A 15,918-nucleotide genomic window follows, 5' to 3' on the forward strand; every position below is an offset into this window, starting at 1 on the left:
GGAGGTTCCGCGAAGTGCTACATTGTGAAGCCGGGCGGGAGAAACGCTTCCATCGGGCGTTCGGCCCCGGGCGTTCCGGCAATGACCCAATCGGTAATCGCATATCCTACAGGAGAATAGGCGAGCAGCATCGAAGCCACGAAAACACCGGCATAAATGCCGAGGCCCCACCAATAGGCCGGGTGGACATGCCCGAGCTTGCGCTTGTCGGCGATCATGCCGATCACGGGAAAGATCATCGTGACGACGGTGGTGATGACCCACGCATTGGGGATCATCAGCGGCAGGGGGAGCAGGCGCCCGACGCCCGGCCCCAGCAGTATGGCCATGGAACACAGCATCAACCGCCGGTGCCAGCCGGTGTAGCGCTGGCGAAGCAAGGCCCAAAAGGCGAGGAAGCCGAAGCACCAGACCAGCGCGAAATTGCTGATGAGGAATTCGTTCACGTCAAAGAAGAACGGGCCGCCGGTCCGCTGCGCAACGACGACCATGATCAGGGATCCGGCCGCGACCATGAGGGGGACGAGGAAGTAGGCGAATTTGCCCAGCTTGCGGTGCAGTGTCCAATTGCCGGAAGAGGCGGTGAAATGCTGGGCGAGGTAAAGTCCGATCCACGACATGAAGATGATACCATGGACGTGATAGGCCCAGGGCACGTTGAAGCTGGACCGGCCCATCGCGAGGTTAAGCGAAAAGCCTGCGACGATGATCGTCGACATGACGACAGCCATGATGGTGAAAAAGCGGGTATTGCCCCGGTCCGCAGTCGTATTCGGTTGAGCGGCAGTGGATGCCATCGTCGTTCCCTCCCCCAAGTTCACGCGACCAGTCTTGTTTTTCGTTATGGCCTCGAAAGCTATCGGGGGAGCGAAGAACCGTCAATTAGTCCGGCGGCGTTTCCCCATCGAAACGGACATTGACTGCTATGTCCTCATAGCCCGCGACTTGCAGCGGGATGGCGAGATTCTGACGCACCGCCTCTTTGGCAGCACTGCGGGCCATGGCGATGACCTGCGGGTTCTTGGCAAACTCCGCCGCCTTGCGTTCGGCCTGGCGCGAATTGTTGCGGGCAAGATCGCTGCTCGCGTCGCGGCTGACGTATGTGCCCTCGGTGAAGGTGGTCTGCGATCCTTCGTCGAGATTGGGGCGCGAAATCTTGAGCGCAGGCAGGATCACGTCGAGCGTATCGCTGGCCTCGTCCCATTCGAAGCGATCGCGATCCATGTGCGAAAGGTCGAGGCGATATTCGACCGTCGCCGGGATGACTGCCGCCTGCCTGCTTTCAAGCAGGTCGACGCCCAGGACACCGCGCTTGTCGACGCTTTCCGCCACGACTTCGAAGCGCGAGGAGAACACGGTCAGCGAATTCTGCTTCTCGAAAGCCAGCATGGCGCTGGCGACCGGGTCGCCTTCTTCCTGATGGAAGAACGCGCGCCAGCCGAGCCACGCGCAGGCGGCTATGAGGAGGATGACGATAAGCCACGGCACAGCCTGCACCCGCGCGAGCGATTGCTCCTTGCGCGGTTTCGTGACGATGTCGGTCTCTAGGGTGTCTGCTTGTTCGGTGTTGTTTGCCATACCTCTCCAGAACGCTGGACCAGTCCACGGCGTTCCAGATCGATGAGGTGGGCGGTTACCGACATCTTCGCCGCACCATGCAGGCGTGCATCAAGGCCCTTGTACATCCTGGGCACGAAATCGGCTGCTTCCAGCGGGCCTTCCTGCAGGTGTCGCAGGATCTGGTTTTCGCGCTGGCGGCGGTGGCCGATCATCCCCCGGACCATCTGGCGGGGCTTTTCGATCGCCTCACCGTGGGCCGGATAGAAGACACGGTCCTCGCGGGCGTAGAGTTTCTCGAGACTGGCCATGTAATCAGCCATGTCACCGTCGGGCGGCACTACGACGCTGGTGGACCAGCCCATGACATGGTCGCCGGTGAACAGCGCGCCGCTTTCCTCCAGCGCAAAGCACAGGTGGTTCGACACGTGACCGGGCGTCGCCACTGCGCGCAGGGTCCAGCCGGGGCCGGTCATCGCCTCTCCATCGGCCAGCACGCGGTCGGGTTCGTAAGTCCGGTCGAAAGATGCGTCGGCGCGGGGGCCGCTGTCGTCGAGGACTAGTGGGGCGCATCCGACGATCGGCGCGCCCGTACGCGCGGCAAGGGGGCGAGCGGCAGGCGAATGGTCACGGTGCGTGTGCGTGCACATGATCGCGCAGACATGCTCGTCACCGATGGCCGCATCGAGCGCGAGAAGATGTTCGGGATCGTCCGGACCCGGGTCGATCACCGCACAGCCGCCGCCGATGCCCACGACATAGGACTGCGTGCCGGTATAGGTATAGGGCGACGGATTGGGGGCGAGCACGCGCCGCACCAGCGGTTCGAGCTGCTGCGCTTCGCCCGTAGGCCATGGTTTGGGAGGAGGACCTGCCATGGGGTTGCATATGGGGGAGCTGGCGGTTCATGTCACCATCTGCCGGTGAAGAGGGAGAAATCATGGCCGAGTGCATTCTTGTTCTCGATGCGGGAACGACGTCCACCAGGGCGATGGTGTTCGACAGGCAGGGCGGGCTGGAGGCGGTGTGTCAGGCCGAACTGACGCAGCACTATCCGCGCCCAGGCTGGGTCGAACACGATGCGGCGGAAATCTGGGAGAAAACGCTTGGCTGCATGCGCGAAGCGGTGGGCGAGGATGCGGACCGGATTGCTGCCATCGGTATCACCAATCAGCGCGAAACGGTTGTCGCGTGGGACCGGAACAGCGGCGAACCTCTGGCGCGCGCCATCGTGTGGCAGGATCGCCGGACCTCCGGTTTCTGCGCGAAACTGAAGGATGAAGGGCACGAACCGTCTGTCCAGCAGCGCACCGGCCTGCTGCTCGACCCGTATTTTTCGGGCACGAAGATGCGCTGGATGCTCGACAATGACGAGGCGGTGAAAGCCGCGCACGACAAGGGGACGCTCGCCTTTGGGACGGTGGAAAGCTGGCTGGTCTTCAAGCTGTCGGGCGGGACGCATATTTCCGATGCCAGCAACGCCAGCCGGACGCTGCTGCTTGCGCTTGATGGCGAGCAGTTCGACGAGGATTTGTGCGAGCTGTTCGGCGTCCCGCGCGAAAGCCTGCCGCAGGTTGTCGACACGCATGGCGAACTGGCCGTCGCGGCGGAAGAGTGGCTGGGGCAGACGGTCCCCATTACCGGTCTCGTAGGCGACCAGCAGTCTGCCACTATCGGTCAGGGCTGCCTCTCGTTCGGCGAAACCAAGGCGACCTATGGGACGGGAGCCTTCGTCCTCACCAACAAGGGCAGCGACATTCCCCGCTCCGACCACCGCTTGCTCGGCACGGTCTTGCACCAATCCGGCGGGCAGCGGACCTATGCGATCGAGGGTGCCTGTTTCGTTGCTGGCAGTCTTATCAAGTACTTGCGCGACGAACTTGGGCTGATCGAAAGCGCCGCACAGACTGAGGAGCTGGCCCGCTCCATCGAGGACAGCGGCGAGGTGGTCATCGTGCCTGCTCTCGCCGGACTTGGCGCGCCGCACTGGATGCCCGAAGCGCGCAGCGTCATCTCGGGTCTCAGTTTCGCCAGCGGCAAAGCGCAGATCGCGCGCGCTGCGCTGGAGGCCATGGCGCACCAGACCCATGACCTCGCGCAGGCATTCGCCGCCGATGGCGCGCCCTGGGCAAGCCTCAGGATCGACGGCGGGATGAGCGCCAATGACTGGATGGCGCAGGATCTCGCCGACATTCTCGGTATCGAGGTCGAGCGTCCGGAATTCGTGGAGACGACTGCGCTAGGGGCTGCGGTGTGTGCTGCGGTGGGGGCAGGGCTATATCCCTCGCTCGACGCGGCGGCGGCGCAGATGCGCGGCAAGGCCGATACCTTCAAGCCGTCGATGGATGCGGATGTGCGCGAAGCCCGGCTCGCACGCTACGCCAAGGCGCTGTCGGCTGCCTGATCAGGCGGCGCCGAACGCGTCGGCAATACGTCCCTGGAGGCTGCCGACCGGATCGTCATTCGCCGCGTCGCGCGAACGTTGTTCACGGTCCAGCCGTGCCACGCGGCCATGCAGGCGCTCCGTGTCGCGGATCAGGGACCGCACCTTGAGCGGAAGCCGCGCCATGTTGCGCGGGTCGGAGGGGCGCTCTTCGCCGAGCGTGCCGTGCTTCTTCAACTGTTCGTGGCTCAGTTCACCGGAGAAATAGGCGCGCTGGTTGAGCAGCCATGCCAGGGAATTCATCACCCGCGTCGTCGTGCGCAGGCCTTCGATCGACATCGCGATCCGGACTTCATTAGCCTCAAGGACCGGGTCCTGCGCATCGCTCAGGTCGAAGGCGGTGCGTGCCTCGTCCGCCAGAAGCAGCGCTTCGGCGTAGAGTTCTTCGACGATCTGCTGGCTTATGGCTGTGGATGCGATCATGTGTCCGGGCCGATAGAGCAATACGCGTTGATGTGCCAATGCGGTGGCGGGCTTGTCCCGCTAAGAGACGCGCGCGTTCAGGCGATGATATCGGGAATGAGGTTGTCCTCGATCACCGATATCCTGTCTTTCAGGATCAGCTTGCGCTTCTTCAGGCGCGCGATCTGGAGCTGGTCGGTAAAGCCGCCCTGGTCGCCCGCTTCGGTCAGCGCGGCAATCGCGACGTCGAGGTCACGATGCTCGCTACGCAGCATTTCCAGGCGTTTGCGCAGCTCTTGTTCGTTCACGATCGTCTTCCCAAAAATCTCGGCCTGTCGCATGACCCTAAGGCGGGGCTTTGTAAATTCGAAATAGTATGATTTGATAATCGGTCTGCGGCTCGTTCCGCAATGGCACGAGTCGCTTCTAATGGGTCGCAAGCTCACGAAGGAGACAACCCGATGCACTCATCCCATGTCGACGCACTGAAGGCCAAGCATGCCGGGCTCGAAGCTCGCCTGCACGATGAACAGACCCGCCCGGCGCCCGACATTGCGATGATCCAGAAGATCAAGAAGCAGAAGCTTCGGATCAAGGAAGAACTGGCCGCCAATTAAGGGGGCCGCATCGAAGGCGGGGCAGGGCCTCGTGCCAGCGTCCCGCTTTCGCAACCCACCATTTTTGCTATAGCTGCGAGCCATGTCAGCAGTTGCATCCGCTCGCCAGATTCTCACGCGCCTTCACGAAGTTATGGCCGGGCGCACGCACGCCCAGCACAAGCTGGATCGCGTGGTCGAAATCATCGCCGATGCACTGTCGAGCGAAGTGTGCTCGATCTACCTCCTGCGCGAAGGGGCGCTGGAGCTCTACGCTACCCGCGGCCTCAACCCCGAAGCGGTCCACGTCACCCGCATGGGCGTCGGTGAAGGGCTGACGGGCACGATCGCCCAGAACATCGAAACGCTGAACCTTGCAGAGGCCAAGGCGCACCCGGACTTCCTCTATCGCCCTGAAACCGGGGAGGAAAAGTTCCATTCCTTCGCCGGCGTCCCCATCGTCTACCGCGAGCGCGCGGTCGGCGTGCTGTGCGTCCAGCATATGGATCCGCGCAAGTACGAGGACGTCGAGATCGAGGCCCTGCAGACCACCGCAATGGTTCTGTCGGAGCTTATCGCCCACAAGGAATTGGTCGATGACGAGGCTGATCTGGACCTTGGCGAACCGTCGACCGAAATGGAGATTTTCGACGGCCTTACCCTGGTGAAAGGCCTCGCGGCCGGCGTCGCGGTCTTCCACCAGCCCCGCATCGAGATCGACCAGGTCATGGCGGAGGACGTCGAGGCGGAACGCCAGCGGGTCTACCGTGCCTTCGACAAGATGCGCGACCAGATCGATGCGATGGGCAAGGAACCCGAATTCGGCAAGGGCGGCGAACATGTAGAGGTTCTCGAGACCTACAAGATGTTCGCCTATGACGAAGGGTGGAGCCGCCGGATCAACGAAGCGATCGACAGCGGACTGACCGCGGAAGCCGCGATCGAGCGCGTACAACAGCGCACCCGGATGCGCATGCGCGAGATCGACGATCCGCTGCTGGCGGACCGGATGCACGATCTGGAAGACCTGTCCAACAGGCTCCTGCGCATCGTGTCCGGTCAGCTCGGGACCGCCGCTTCGCAAGGCCTGAGGCGCGATACCATCCTGATCGCGCGCAATCTCGGCCCTGCCGAACTGCTCGAATACGATCGACGCCGGCTGAAGGGCGTGGTCCTCGAAGAAGGCTCGCTTACTGCCCATGTCGTGATCGTCGCGCGGGCGATGGGTATCCCCGTCCTGGGGCGCGTGCCCGGCTTCCGGTCGCGTGTCAGCGAAGGCGACGAAATCCTGGTGGATGCAGACAAGGGCACGGTTACGCTGCGCCCCACGCAGACCATGCTGGATGCGTTCGAGACGCGATTTGCGCGCAACCGCGAAAAGCAGGCGACCTATGCCGAATTGCGGGATGTCGAACCCTTCACCCGCGACGGCACGCGCGTGATGGTGATGATCAATGCCGGGCTTCGCGACGACGTCAGCGCGCTTCAGCTGACTGGCGCCGACGGCATAGGTCTGTTCCGGACCGAATTCCAGTTCCTCGTTTCGTCGACGCTTCCCCAGCGCGAACGGCAGATGCGCCTTTATCGCGACGTCCTTGATGCGGCGGACGGCAAGAAGGTCATTTTTCGCACCGTCGATATCGGCGGCGACAAGGCGGTGCCCTATCTCGACAACAATACTGCCGAGCGCGACGAGAACCCGGCCATGGGCTGGCGCGCCCTGCGCCTGTCGCTGGAACGCGAAGGGCTGCTTAAAGCGCAAGCCCGCGCCCTGCTGGAAGCGGCTGCGGGACGGCAACTTTCGGTTATGTTCCCGATGGTCAGCGAACCGTGGGAATTCGATGCGGCGAAGGCGATCTTCGAAGAACAGGCCGACTTCTTGCGGACGCGTCGCCGCCATATGCCCGAAAGCATCGAATATGGCTGCATGCTCGAAGTGCCGTCGCTGGCCGAAGTGCTCGACCTGCTCCTGCCGAAAGTGTCGTTTATTTCGGTCGGGACCAACGACCTCACCCAGTTCCTGTTTGCAGCGGACAGGGCCAACCCCAAGCTGGCCGAACGCTATGACTGGCTCAGCCCTGCAATCCTGCGCTTCATGGACCGGATTGCTAAGAATATGGTCGGCTCCAAGGTCCGCCTTGCCGTGTGCGGAGAAATGGGCGGCAGGCGCCTTGAAGCCTTGGCCCTGATGGGCCTCGGCTTTACGCGCTTTTCGATCACGCCCGCAGCGGTCGGCCCGATCAAGGAATTGGTCCGGAAGGTCTATCTGCCCGACCTGTCGGCGCAAATGCAGCGCTGGTTGCTCAACCCGCCGGGGGATATGCGGGCCGAGCTTACCCAATGGGCCGCAGACAACGCCATCGACCTCGATTGATTTCGTCGCGCAGCGCGCGCGGCTCGTCCCCAAGGCGTGATCGCGGCCCGATCAATGCTTGACAGGAAGGCCTCCTATCCCATTCTGGCGTCAACGGGAGCGGGAACACCCGCCGGGCACTAATCATTCGGGAATCGCATGGAAGAAGACGGCATCGTCGAAGAGGAGAGCGCGCGCATGGACCGCGTGGGTGACAGACTGCGCGCTGCGCGCGAGGCAAAAGGCCTCGAGCTTGAGCAGGTCGCGGCGGAAACCCGTATCCCTCAACGCCATCTTGAATCGATCGAGGCGGGCGATTTCGCATCCCTGCCATCACGCACATATGCGATCGGGTTCAGCCGCACCTATGCGCGCACGCTCGATCTGGACGAGCGCGAAGTGCTCGACCAGGTGCGTGCCGAACTTGCCGAGCACCAGGGCAACGTCGATGCGACCCCTGCCAAATTCGAACCGGGAGACCCGGCGCGCGTCCCGGGACGCGGACTTGCGTGGTTTGCCGTGTTTGCGGCAATCCTCCTGATGGGCGGAATCTACGCCTTCTACCGCAGCTATTTCGCTCCCGGTCTGGGGCCGGCACCGCTGCAGGATCCCGAAGAGCAATTCGCCGCTGCCGACAATCCGCAGGCGAGCGAGCCTGCTCCGGAGGCGCAGCCAACCGGCGGGCCGGTCGTCTTCACCAGTGAAATGGACGAGACATGGGTCAAGTTCTACGACGCTAGCGGTGAACGCCTCTACGAAGCGCAGATGAATGCCGGCGACACCTATACCGTTCCCGCCGATGCCGAGGGCCCGCAGATATGGACCGGCCGCCCCTATGCGCTGGCGATCACGATCGGCGGACGTCCGGTGCCGAAATTGTCCGAAGAGGACGAGGTGGTGCGCGACGTTCCGGTAACAGCTGAGGCCTTGCTCGCCCGACCGTCCCCGCAGGATAGGGCGGCCGATGCGCCTTCCGAGCCTGCTGCCGGGGCGGCAACGCCTGCAACCTGATCGCGGCGGAAAACCCGCTTCATCCGCTCGACAGTTTCGCGGGGGTAGGGCTAGATTCATAGTGATTTCGAATTGAGGAGAACGGGCGTGACATCGACCCGCATTGCACGTGGTTTCGGACTTGGCGCACTTGCTGCCGCACTGATGGCCACTTCCATGCCAGCGGCGGCACAGGACGATTCCCAGGCGCGCATTCGCAAGCTGGAAGCCGAAGTCCGGGCCTTGCAGCGCAAGGTCTTTCCCGGCGGCGACGGACGCTATTTCGAGCCGGAAATTTCCGGACAGCCTGCGGCCCGCCCGAGCGTGAGCACGACGACATCGACGACTGCCGTAACCGATATCCTCGCCCGCCTCGATGCGCTTGAAACCCAGCTCCAGCGCCTGACCGCCCAGTACGAGGTCGGCGGCAATGCCATGCGCCTGCTTGAAGAGCGGATTGAAGCGCTTGAGGCGGCTAACGCTCCGGCTCCTTCGCCGGCTGCAACCACTACTGCTCCGGCGAGCACTTCGTCGACTTCGGCAGCTCAGCCAGCGGCAACGCCGACGCCCACTCCGTCACCCGCGGCCACGCAGCCGAGCGCAGAGCGTGTAGCGGCAGTCCAGGCGATCGCCAAACCGCAGACCGACGATGCGGCGGACGACGAATATTCCTACGGCTTCCGCCTGTGGGACGCGGGCTTCTTCCCCGAAGCGCAGCAGCAGCTGACCCTGTTCGTGGAACGCTATCCCAGCCACTGGCGCGCGACCTATGGCCGCAACCTGCTGGGCCGCGCCTATCTTGACGATGGCAAACCGAACGACGCGGCTCCCTGGTTCCTGCGCAACTACCAGGCCGACAAGAACGCGCCGCGTGCAGGTGACAGCCTGCTCTATCTCGCCGAGGCGATGATTGCTCTCGACGATACGAAGCGCGCCTGCATCGCACTGGCCGAATTCGGCGAAACCTATCCTGCGCTGGCCGCAGGACGCCTGCAGAGCCAGTACGAACGCAATCTCGGCCGAGTGACCTGCAGCTGACGTGGCCATCGCCGGTGAATTGATCGATCGATTCCTCGGCGACCTCAATCGGTTGCGCCTCGACCATGGCGTCCTTGGCCTCGCCGTGTCCGGCGGGGCCGACAGCATGGCGATGCTGCTGCTTGCTGCCGAGGCTCTCGATACAGAAAGACTGGCAGTCGCCACGGTCGACCATGGCCTGCGACCCGAGGCGGCGCAGGAATGTGCCTTGGTGGCCGATGCGTGCCGGAAACTGAGCATCGACTGCGATATCCTCAGGGTGACAGTCGCGGAAGGCAACACGCAGGAACAGGCGCGGATTGCGCGTTACGCCGCACTGGGCGAGTGGGCGCGCGAACGCGGTATCGGGGCCATTGCGACCGCGCATCATGCGGACGATCAGGCGGAAACGCTTCTCATGCGACTCAATCGCGGCAGCGGGCTGGGCGGGCTTGCAGGTATCCGGTCGCGTACCCGGATCGATGGCGTGAACGCAGATATCCTGCGGCCGCTACTGGGTTTTCGCCGGGATGAACTTCGCGCCATCGTCGAGGCGAACGATTTCGATTTCGTCGACGATCCGAGCAATCTCGACGATCGCTATGACAGGGTCAGGATGCGCAAGGCGCTGGCGGAAGCGGACTGGCTGGACGCCGCCGCACTGGCACGCTCGGCAAAGCATCTGGAGGAGGCGGAACGTACGCTCCAGTCGCTGGCGGACATGAGCTGGGAAGGCTCTGCGGAAGTGAGCGGCAGTCAGATCCGCGTCTCCTATTCGAACCTGCTGGACACCAATGCACGCCTGGTGCGCAGGGCAATGACGACGCTGGGTGCCACGATCACTCTGGGCGAGGTTATCGACTTCCTGAAAGCCGGCCGCGAATGCGCGAATATTGCAGGCATTCTCGTCGAACGCCGCGACGATAGCTATTACTGCAGCAAGGAGCCGCCCCGGCGCGGCGATTAGATAATGGGATCGCCCACACCGATGCGCTTGCCATCGGTGATGATGACCTTGTCGCCCTTCTTCGCGATGTCGAACAGCCGCGCGGCGAGCGGATCGGGAATGGCCACGCAGCCATGGCTGGCATAGCCGTTCTCCACCTCGGAGCCGCCGTGGATGGCGATCCCGTCCCACGTCAGGCGCAGCGTCCAGGGCATGGGCGCATTGCCGTATTTCTCGGAGACATTGTGCCGTTCCTTGGTGAGGATCGGGAATGTGCCGGTGGGCGTGGGGTGTTCGTCCGTGCCCAGCATGACGGCAGCGGCACCGATTTCATACCCGTCGCGGAAGATCGAGATGGTGCGCGCCTGAAGGTCCACCGTGATGAGCAGCGGGCCTTCCGGCACGCCCTCGTCGTCCCAATGCCATTCACCGTATTTGATTGGCCCTTCGATCGGCAGGACCCGGCGGATGGTGAAGGGGCGCTTCGCATCCGCTTCGAGCTTGGCGAGGATTGCTGCTTCGGGCTGGAGCTTGACGGGCGTTACTGCTCCGCGCGCTTCCTCGACTTCGGATTGCGCGCTGCTGGTCACGCCGAACGCCAGCGCGGCGAGGCCGAGGGCCACCACCAGCGTCGTTCCACCAATCCACCTCAGAATCGCGTTCATGGGCTTGTATATAGGCGATTAGCCTGCACTTTTCCATGAACGGGGCGAGCGCAGTCCCGTTGCGGAACGGTCGTGGAGCCGGCGCTTACTTTCCCAGTTCGCAGGCCTTGCGTGCCATTTCCTCGATTGCCGCCTCGTCCACCGGGCCGCGCGGCGCGACCCAGCTTCCCCCGACGCAGAGCACCGGATCGAAGGCCAGCCATTCGCTTGCATTGGCTTCCGAGATTCCGCCGGTCGGGCAAAAGCGGCACTGGCCGAAGGGCGCCGCGAGCGCCTTGAGCGCGGGCAGCCCACCTGCAGCCATGGCAGGAAAGAATTTGAAATGGGTGAGGCCGAGGTCCAGCCCGCACATGATGTCGCCGGCATTGGCGATGCCGGGCAGGAAAGGGATGCCCTCGCGAATGGCTGCCTTGCCCAGCGGTTCGGTCAGGCCCGGCGACACGATGAATTCGCTGCCCGCCTGGATGGCATTGGCGAGGTCCTCCTGATTCGTCACCGTGCCGGCCCCGACGATCGCGCCATCGACCTGCTTCATGGCGGTAATCGCATCGAGCGCGGCAGGTGTGCGCAAGGTCACTTCGAGCACGCGCAGTCCGCCAGCGACCAGCGCACGGGCGAGGGGGACGGCATGCTCCACCTCGTCCACGACGATCACCGGGATGACCGGCGCGGTTTTCATGATGTCGGCAATGTTCATGCGTGTTCTCTCGCGAAAGCGGCTGCCGCCCCGAACAGGCCGGGTTGCGGATGGGTGATCAGTTTGACCGGGATCGAGGCCATCAATTCCTGGAAGCGGCCCTTGGCCTTGAACCGTTCGGCGAAGCCCGACTTCAGCAGGGTTTCGCGGATACGGTAGCCAAGGCCGCCGGCGATCACGACGCCGCCGAAGCCGCCCTGGGCAAGGGCAATGTCACCGGCGACGCTGCCAAGCGACATGCAGAAACGGTCCACTGCCGCGGCCGCGAGGCTGTCGCTGCCGTCCTGGCCGCGCGTCCAGATGGCGATGTCGTCTTCCTCGGCGACAGGCCGTCCCTCCATCGCTGCAAGCGTCTGATAGATGTCGGAAATGGCGGGGCCAGCGACCACGCGTTCGACTGAGACGCGCGTATGACGCTTGCGCAGGCGGGCGAGGATGGCATCGTCGATCTGGTCGAGCGGGGCGAAATCGATATGGCCGCCTTCCGTCGCCGACACGCGATAAGTCCCGTCGGGCTCGCGATATAGATGCGCCACGCCAAGTCCCGTGCCCGGACCGAGCACGCTCAGGCGACCCGTTGGCGCAAGCGGCTTGTCTGGGCCGGTCAGGTGGATGAACTGGTCTTCGCCGACGCGTGCCACGGCGTGGGCCACGGCCTCGAAGTCGTTGACGATGCAGTAGTTTTCGACGCCCAACTTCTCCTTCACGAGGCCGGGACGGATGATCCACGGATTGTTGGTGAAGCGGATCACATCGCCGCCCACCGGTCCGGCTATTGCCATGGAAACGTGCGGAGGCAGGCTGCCGCCCATGCGGCCGCGAAAATCCTCCCACGCGGTCTGGAAACTGGCGTGGTCTTCGGTGTGGAGCGTTTCGGGTTCGCTCAGCGTGATCGTGCCATCGTCATTGATGGTGGCGATGGCGAAACGGGCGTGTGTGCCGCCGATATCGACGCTGACGACTTCCATACCTTACAATCCTGCCATTGCGAGCATCGATGAAGCGCCCTGTTCCGCACCATCGGCATTGACGCGGAACATGGCGTAGAATTCGCGGCCCATGCCCATGTCTGGCGCGGGTTCTTGCGCGGCCTCCCGGCTGTCGAGATCTGCTGTGGTCGACAATGTACCGGTTTCCGCGCAGACCTTTACCAGATCGCCATCGCGAAGCTTGGCCAGCGGTCCGCCTCCCAGAGCCTCGGGCGTGCAATGGATCGCCGCGGGCACCTTCCCGCTGGCGCCGCTCATCCGGCCATCGGTGACGAGGGCCACGCGGTATCCGCGATCCTGCAGGACGCCGAGCGCCGGAGTAAGCTTGTGCAATTCGGGCATGCCGTTTGCGCGTGGCCCCTGGAAGCGGACCACGACCACCACGTCCTTGTCGAGTTCGCCTTTCTTGAAGGCCTCGTTGACCGAATGCTGGTCTTCGAAAACGCGGCAGGGTGCCTCGATGGTCCAGCGTTCGCGTTCGACGGCGGAGGACTTGAAGCATGCGCGGCCGAGATTGCCTTCGACGAGGCGCATGCCGCCGTCGGACTGGAAAGGATCGGAGGCGGGGCGCAGCATTTCCGTGTCTCCGCTCGGGCCCGGATCGCGCCATGTCAGCGCATCGCCATCCATGCCCGGTTCGCGCGAATAGGCCTCGAAACCGACGTCCCACACCGTCAGGATATCGGGGTGGGCGAGGCCTTCGTCGAGCAACGTGCCGATCACATAGCCCATGCCGCCAGCGTCGTGGAAATGGTTCACGTCGCCAGAACCGTTGGGATAGACGCGCGCGACCAGCGGTACTGCGCGCGACAGTTCGGCAAGGTCGCTCCAGTCGAAGCGGATGCCTGCGGCCCGCGCCATCGCGGGGATGTGGATCGCATGGTTGGTTGAGCCGCCTGTCGCGAGGAGGCCGATGGCAGCATTGATGATCGCCTTTTCGTCGACGACGCGGGACAGCGGGCGGAAGTCGTCCCCTTCCTTGCGGATCGCAGCGAGCCGATGCGTGGCAGAGCGCGTCAGCTCTTGGCGCAGCTTCGCGCCTGGCGGCACGAAAGCCGCGCCCGGAACGTGCAGGCCCATCATCTCCATCATCATCTGATTGGAATTTGCGGTGCCGTAGAATGTGCATGTGCCGGGCGAATGGTAACTACCCATCTCGCTCGCCAAGAGTTCGTCGCGCCCGACCTTGCCTTCCGCGTAGAGCTGGCGGGTCCGCTGCTTTTCCTTGTTGGAAATGCCGGTACCCATAGGGCCCGACGGTACGAAGATCGTCGGCAGGTGGCCGAAGCGCAGGGCGCCCATCAGCAGGCCGGGGACGATCTTGTCGCAAATGCCGAGCAGGGCGACGCCGTCATACATGGCGTGACTGAGCGCGACGATGGTGCTGAGCGCGATCGTGTCGCGGCTGAAGAGCGACAGTTCCATGCCGTCTTGCCCCTGCGTCACACCATCGCACATGGCCGGTGTGCCGCCTGCAACTTGAGCTGTCGCGCCGACCTCGCGCGCCCAGATCTTCATCCGCTCTGGATAGCGGTGGTAGGGCTGGTGGGCCGACAGCATGTCGTTATAGGCGGTCACGATTCCCAGGTTCGGACCTTGCGCCGCCTTGATCGCGTTCTGGTCGTCCTCTGCCCCGGCAAAGGCATGGGCGAGGTTCGAGCAGGAGAGCGAATGGCGATCGACCTGGCGTTCGCCCTCGCGGTCCATCAGGTCCAGATAGGCGGAACGGCTGTCGCGCGAATTGGCAATCACGCGCTCCGTAACCCGGGCAATTGTATCGTTGAGCGGTTTAGTCATCGTGCCAGGTAACCCCGTCGCGTTCGGCAAGCGCGATGGCCGCGCTGGGCCCCCAAGATCCCGATGCATAGGTCTTGGGTTTCATTTCATTCTCCGCCCAGAGCGCACGGATCTGGTCGATCCACTCCCATTGGGCTTCCACTTCGTCGCGGCGCACGAACAGCGTCTGGTCGCCTTCGATCAGGTCAAGCAGCAGGCGTTCGTAAGCGATCCGGCGCACGGTGTCCGAAAAGGCGTCCGGCATTGCGATGTCGAGCGGTACGGGGCGCAGGCGCAAACCTTCGCGGCCCAGGCCCGGCACTTTGGCCATCATCGAAAGCTGGATGTTTTCCTTCGGCTGGATCTCGATGACGAGGCGATTGGGCTGCGTTACCGCGCCGCGCCCTTCGAAGATGGAGTGCGGGATACAGCGGAACTGGATCACGATCTCGGTCACACGCTCTGGCAGGCGCTTGCCATGCCTGAGGTAGAAGGGAACGCCGCGCCAGCGCCAGTTGTCGACATGCGCCTTGACCGCGACGAAGGTTTCCGTGTCGCTGTCCTTGCCCAGTTCCTCGTCGTATCCGGGCACTGCCTCGCCAATGACGGCTCCGGCACGATACTGGCCGGTCACCACTTCGGCCTTGGACACTTCCCGCAGCGCTCGCAGGACTTTGACCTTTTCATCGCGCACGGAGGTTGCATCGAAGCTCGTCGGCGGTTCCATCGCGACCAGCGCCAGCAGTTGCAGCATGTGGTTCTGGACCATGTCGCGAAGCGCACCGCTGTCGTCGTAATAGGCGACGCGCGATTCCAGGCCGACCGTTTCCGCGACGGTGATCTGGACATGCTCGATGTAGTTGGAGTTCCAGACCGGCTCGAACAGGATGTTGGCAAAGCGCAGCGCCAGCAGGTTCTGGACGGTCTCCTTGCCGAGATAGTGGTCGATGCGGAAAATGCGGTGTTCGGGAAAGGCCTTGGCGACCGCATCGTTGATTTCGCAGCTGCTATCGAAATCGGTGCCGAGCGGCTTTTCCAGCGCGATGCGCGCATTGCCGCGGGTCAGCCCCACGCGCTCCAATCCGCTGATGGTCGGTTCGAACAGGCTCGGCGCGGTCGACAGGAAGATCGCTAGCCCATCGTAATCGCCGACCTGTTCCGCCAGCTTGTCATAGCCTTCCGGGGTGGTCGCATCGACGGGCACATAGCTGATGCGGTTGAGGAAATCGGCCATCCCGCCCCGGCGGTGCTTGGGAAGATATTTCTCCAGCGCTTCCCGCGCGAAGTTGCGGAATTCGTGCGTGCTCATTTCGGACCGGGCGGTGCAAACGATCCGCAGGTCCTGGTCGAGCAGGCCATCGGAATTGAGCGCGCAGAGCGAAGGCAGGAGCATCCGCTGCGACAGGTCGCCGGTGGCTCCGAACAGGAGGAGGCGATCGGCGGTGAAGGCTAGCTCTGGCATGTACCGTCCATTGGCGGCTGTTCTC

The 15,918-nt window shown here is 63.6% G+C and carries 16 protein-coding genes; 6 read left to right on the top strand and 10 right to left on the bottom strand.

Going from position 1 to position 15,918, the window contains the following annotated elements; translation table 11 throughout:
* Positions 1-17 precede the first annotated feature (17 nt).
* The 3 genes from GRI34_RS00590 to GRI34_RS00600 all read right to left on the bottom strand — a co-directional run bounded on the left by GRI34_RS00590 (position 18) and on the right by GRI34_RS00600 (position 2,435).
* The gene (locus GRI34_RS00590; protein WP_160594282.1) at positions 18-797 is read right to left on the bottom strand and encodes a hypothetical protein; all 780 of its coding nucleotides are present in this window, start codon (positions 795-797) and stop codon (positions 18-20) included.
* A gap of 85 nt (positions 798-882) precedes the next feature.
* The gene (locus GRI34_RS00595) at positions 883-1,578 is read right to left on the bottom strand and encodes a DUF4230 domain-containing protein (RefSeq protein ID WP_160594283.1); all 696 of its coding nucleotides are present in this window, start codon (positions 1,576-1,578) and stop codon (positions 883-885) included.
* Positions 1,545-2,435 carry an MBL fold metallo-hydrolase gene (locus GRI34_RS00600; protein WP_160594284.1) on the bottom strand — a complete coding sequence of 297 codons (891 nt, stop codon included), beginning with the start codon at positions 2,433-2,435 and terminating at the stop codon, positions 1,545-1,547. The genes GRI34_RS00595 and GRI34_RS00600 overlap by 34 nt, the downstream gene beginning before the upstream one ends.
* A gap of 62 nt (positions 2,436-2,497) precedes the next feature.
* Between GRI34_RS00600 and GRI34_RS00605 the strand changes: the two genes are divergently transcribed.
* Complete coding sequence (locus tag GRI34_RS00605) at positions 2,498-3,961, top strand: glycerol kinase (RefSeq protein ID WP_160596331.1); 1,464 nt, start codon at positions 2,498-2,500, stop codon at positions 3,959-3,961.
* Here GRI34_RS00605 and GRI34_RS00610 read toward each other — a convergent pair whose 3' ends face one another.
* Entirely contained in the window at positions 3,962-4,423 is a 462-nt protein-coding gene (locus tag GRI34_RS00610) for a DUF1465 family protein (protein WP_160594285.1), read from the bottom strand.
* A 77-nt stretch (positions 4,424-4,500) separates the two neighbouring features.
* Complete coding sequence (locus GRI34_RS00615) at positions 4,501-4,710, bottom strand: YdcH family protein (RefSeq protein WP_090478056.1); 210 nt, start codon at positions 4,708-4,710, stop codon at positions 4,501-4,503.
* A gap of 153 nt (positions 4,711-4,863) precedes the next feature.
* Between GRI34_RS00615 and GRI34_RS00620 the strand changes: the two genes are divergently transcribed.
* The 5 genes from GRI34_RS00620 (at position 4,864) to tilS (ending at position 10,325) form a co-directional block, all read left to right on the top strand.
* Positions 4,864-5,019, top strand: a complete 156-nt coding sequence (locus GRI34_RS00620) for a YdcH family protein (RefSeq protein ID WP_160594286.1) — start codon at positions 4,864-4,866, stop codon at positions 5,017-5,019.
* 82 nt (positions 5,020-5,101) lie between these two features.
* Complete coding sequence (gene ptsP, locus GRI34_RS00625) at positions 5,102-7,372, top strand: phosphoenolpyruvate--protein phosphotransferase (RefSeq protein ID WP_160594287.1); 2,271 nt, start codon at positions 5,102-5,104, stop codon at positions 7,370-7,372.
* Between the two features lie 138 nt (positions 7,373-7,510).
* Entirely contained in the window at positions 7,511-8,362 is an 852-nt protein-coding gene (locus tag GRI34_RS00630) for a helix-turn-helix domain-containing protein (protein ID WP_160594288.1), read from the top strand.
* A gap of 144 nt (positions 8,363-8,506) precedes the next feature.
* Entirely contained in the window at positions 8,507-9,379 is an 873-nt protein-coding gene (locus GRI34_RS00635) for a tetratricopeptide repeat protein (RefSeq protein ID WP_160596332.1), read from the top strand.
* Position 9,380: 1 nt separating this feature from the next.
* Positions 9,381-10,325: a tRNA lysidine(34) synthetase TilS gene (gene tilS / locus GRI34_RS00640; protein ID WP_160594289.1), complete on the top strand. Its 945-nt coding sequence runs from the start codon at positions 9,381-9,383 to the stop codon at positions 10,323-10,325.
* Here tilS and GRI34_RS00645 read toward each other — a convergent pair.
* The 5 genes from GRI34_RS00645 to zwf all read right to left on the bottom strand — a co-directional run bounded on the left by GRI34_RS00645 (position 10,322) and on the right by zwf (position 15,893).
* Complete coding sequence (locus GRI34_RS00645; RefSeq protein WP_160594290.1) at positions 10,322-10,969, bottom strand: L,D-transpeptidase family protein; 648 nt, start codon at positions 10,967-10,969, stop codon at positions 10,322-10,324. The two genes, tilS and GRI34_RS00645, sit on opposite strands and share 4 nt — an antisense overlap.
* A gap of 85 nt (positions 10,970-11,054) precedes the next feature.
* On the bottom strand, positions 11,055-11,666 hold the full coding sequence (gene eda, locus GRI34_RS00650; RefSeq protein ID WP_160594291.1) for a bifunctional 4-hydroxy-2-oxoglutarate aldolase/2-dehydro-3-deoxy-phosphogluconate aldolase: 612 nt from the start codon (positions 11,664-11,666) through the stop codon (positions 11,055-11,057).
* Positions 11,663-12,634, bottom strand: coding sequence for a glucokinase (glk, locus tag GRI34_RS00655; RefSeq protein ID WP_160594292.1), 972 nt, complete (start codon positions 12,632-12,634; stop codon positions 11,663-11,665). The genes eda and glk overlap by 4 nt, the downstream gene beginning before the upstream one ends.
* A gap of 3 nt (positions 12,635-12,637) precedes the next feature.
* Positions 12,638-14,452, bottom strand: coding sequence for a phosphogluconate dehydratase (gene edd / locus GRI34_RS00660; RefSeq protein ID WP_160594293.1), 1,815 nt, complete (start codon positions 14,450-14,452; stop codon positions 12,638-12,640).
* On the bottom strand, positions 14,445-15,893 hold the full coding sequence (gene zwf / locus GRI34_RS00665) for a glucose-6-phosphate dehydrogenase (protein WP_160594294.1): 1,449 nt from the start codon (positions 15,891-15,893) through the stop codon (positions 14,445-14,447). The genes edd and zwf overlap by 8 nt, the downstream gene beginning before the upstream one ends.
* Between the last annotated feature and the right edge of the window lie 25 nt (positions 15,894-15,918).

The sequence above is a fragment of the Qipengyuania aquimaris genome, assembly GCF_009827445.1.
Taxonomy (GTDB): domain Bacteria; phylum Pseudomonadota; class Alphaproteobacteria; order Sphingomonadales; family Sphingomonadaceae; genus Qipengyuania; species Qipengyuania aquimaris.